This is a genomic window from Serratia sp. EC4, from assembly GCF_059652115.1.
This window is the reverse complement of the sequence record NZ_JBNIDE010000023.1, coordinates 1-3265: the sequence shown is the minus strand read 5'-3', so window position 1 is coordinate 3265 and position 3265 is coordinate 1. Positions and strand designations below refer to the sequence as shown.

The 3265-nt window shown below is 52.5% G+C and carries 2 rRNA genes; both read left to right on the top strand.

From position 1 onward, the window contains the following. Positions 1–149 precede the first annotated feature (149 nt). Positions 150–3057, top strand: a 23S ribosomal RNA gene (locus ACP39K_RS24455). Positions 3058–3155: 98 nt separating this feature from the next. Next, positions 3156–3265, top strand: a 5S ribosomal RNA gene (gene rrf / locus ACP39K_RS24450); the annotation flags it as partial.

Genomic DNA, 3265 nt, shown 5'->3' with positions numbered 1-3265 from the left:
TTGCTCTTTAACAATCTGGAACAAGCTGAAAATTGAAACATGACGGCTGAAATTTGTCCCTCCGTAGACGTATTGGGATGAAGAGTAACCTGTCATAGAGTCTCTCAAATGTTTGCAACACGAACGATGGAAACATCTTCGGGTTGTGAGGTTAAGTGACTAAGCGTACACGGTGGATGCCTAGGCAGTCAGAGGCGATGAAGGGCGTGCTAATCTGCGAAAAGCGTCGGTAAGGTGATATGAACCGTTATAACCGGCGATACCCGAATGGGGAAACCCAGTGTGTTTCGACACACTATCATGTCATGAATACATAGTGGCATGAGGCGAACCGGGGGAACTGAAACATCTAAGTACCCCGAGGAAAAGAAATCAACCGAGATTCCCCCAGTAGCGGCGAGCGAACGGGGAGGAGCCCAGAACCTGAATCGGCTTGTGTGTTAGTGGAAGCGTCTGGAAAGTCGCGCAGCAAAGGGTGATAGCCCCGTACACTAAAATGCACAGGTCGTGAGTTCGATGAGTAGGGCGGGACACGTGACATCCTGTCTGAATATGGGGGGACCATCCTCCAAGGCTAAATACTCCTGACTGACCGATAGTGAACCAGTACCGTGAGGGAAAGGCGAAAAGAACCCCGGCGAGGGGAGTGAAATAGAACCTGAAACCGTGTACGTACAAGCAGTGGGAGCACCTTCGTGGTGTGACTGCGTACCTTTTGTATAATGGGTCAGCGACTTATATTTTGTAGCAAGGTTAACCGTATAGGGGAGCCGTAGGGAAACCGAGTCTTAACTGGGCGAATAGTTGCAAGGTATAGACCCGAAACCCGGTGATCTAGCCATGGGCAGGTTGAAGGTTGGGTAACACTAACTGGAGGACCGAACCGACTAATGTTGAAAAATTAGCGGATGACTTGTGGCTGGGGGTGAAAGGCCAATCAAACCGGGAGATAGCTGGTTCTCCCCGAAAGCTATTTAGGTAGCGCCTCGTGAACTCATCTTCGGGGGTAGAGCACTGTTTCGGCTAGGGGGCCATCCCGGCTTACCAAACCGATGCAAACTCCGAATACCGAAGAATGTTATCACGGGAGACACACGGCGGGTGCTAACGTCCGTCGTGAAGAGGGAAACAACCCAGACCGCCAGCTAAGGTCCCAAAGTCATGGTTAAGTGGGAAACGATGTGGGAAGGCATAGACAGCCAGGATGTTGGCTTAGAAGCAGCCATCATTTAAAGAAAGCGTAATAGCTCACTGGTCGAGTCGGCCTGCGCGGAAGATGTAACGGGGCTAAACCATGCACCGAAGCTGCGGCAGCGACGCTTAGGCGTTGTTGGGTAGGGGAGCGTTCTGTAAGCCGTTGAAGGTGGCCTGTGAGGGTTGCTGGAGGTATCAGAAGTGCGAATGCTGACATAAGTAACGATAAAGCGGGTGAAAAGCCCGCTCGCCGGAAGACCAAGGGTTCCTGTCCAACGTTAATCGGGGCAGGGTGAGTCGACCCCTAAGGCGAGGCTGAAAAGCGTAGTCGATGGGAAACAGGTTAATATTCCTGTACTTGGTGTTACTGCGAAGGGGGGACGGAGAAGGCTAGGCTAGCCGGGCGACGGTTGTCCCGGTTTAAGCGTGTAGGGGGTGTGACCTGGTAAATCCGGTTGCATGCTAACCCTGAGGCGTGATGACGATGCACTACGGTGCAGAAGTAGTTGATGCCCTGCTTCCAGGAAAATCCTCTAAGCTCCAGGTAACATTAAATCGTACCCCAAACCGACACAGGTGGTCAGGTAGAGAATACCAAGGCGCTTGAGAGAACTCGGGTGAAGGAACTAGGCAAAATGGTGCCGTAACTTCGGGAGAAGGCACGCTGGCATGTAGGTGAAGTCCCTCGCGGATGGAGCTGAAGCCAGTCGAAGATACCAGCTGGCTGCAACTGTTTAATAAAAACACAGCACTGTGCAAACACGAAAGTGGACGTATACGGTGTGACGCCTGCCCGGTGCTGGAAGGTTAATTGATGGGGTCAGCCGCAAGGCGAAGCTCTTGATCGAAGCCCCAGTAAACGGCGGCCGTAACTATAACGGTCCTAAGGTAGCGAAATTCCTTGTCGGGTAAGTTCCGACCTGCACGAATGGCGTAATGATGGCCAGGCTGTCTCCACCCGAGACTCAGTGAAATTGAACTCGCTGTGAAGATGCAGTGTACCCGCGGCAAGACGGAAAGACCCCGTGAACCTTTACTATAGCTTGACACTGAACATTGAGCCTTGATGTGTAGGATAGGTGGGAGGCTTTGAAGCGTGGACGCCAGTCTGCGTGGAGCCATCCTTGAAATACCACCCTTTAATGTTTGATGTTCTAACTCGGCCCCGTAATCCGGGGTGAGGACAGTGTCTGGTGGGTAGTTTGACTGGGGCGGTCTCCTCCCAAAGAGTAACGGAGGAGCACGAAGGTTAGCTAATCACGGTCGGACATCGTGAGGTTAGTGCAAAGGCATAAGCTAGCTTGACTGCGAGAGTGACGGCTCGAGCAGGTACGAAAGTAGGTCTTAGTGATCCGGTGGTTCTGAATGGAAGGGCCATCGCTCAACGGATAAAAGGTACTCCGGGGATAACAGGCTGATACCGCCCAAGAGTTCATATCGACGGCGGTGTTTGGCACCTCGATGTCGGCTCATCACATCCTGGGGCTGAAGTAGGTCCCAAGGGTATGGCTGTTCGCCATTTAAAGTGGTACGCGAGCTGGGTTTAGAACGTCGTGAGACAGTTCGGTCCCTATCTGCCGTGGGCGTTGGAAGATTGAGAGGGGTTGCTCCTAGTACGAGAGGACCGGAGTGAACGCACCACTGGTGTTCGGGTTGTCATGCCAATGGCATTGCCCGGTAGCTAAGTGCGGAAAAGATAAGCGCTGAAAGCATCTAAGCGCGAAACTTGCCTCAAGATGAGTCTTCCCTGGGCCTTCAAGGCCCCTGAAGGAACGTTTAAGACTAAGACGTTGATAGGCTGGGTGTGTAAGTGCAGCGATGCATTGAGCTAACCAGTACTAATGATCCGTGAGGCTTAACCTTACAACACCGAAGGTGTTTTTAGAGAGATTTTCAGCGAAGTTCCGAGATTGGTTCTGATGGCTTGACGGAAGTGAAGCGGTTGGAATGAAACGAATTTGCCTGGCGGCAATAGCGCGGTGGTCCCACCTGACCCCATGCCGAACTCAGAAGTGAAACGCCGTAGCGCCGATGGTAGTGTGGGGTCTCCCCATGCGAGAGTAGGACACTG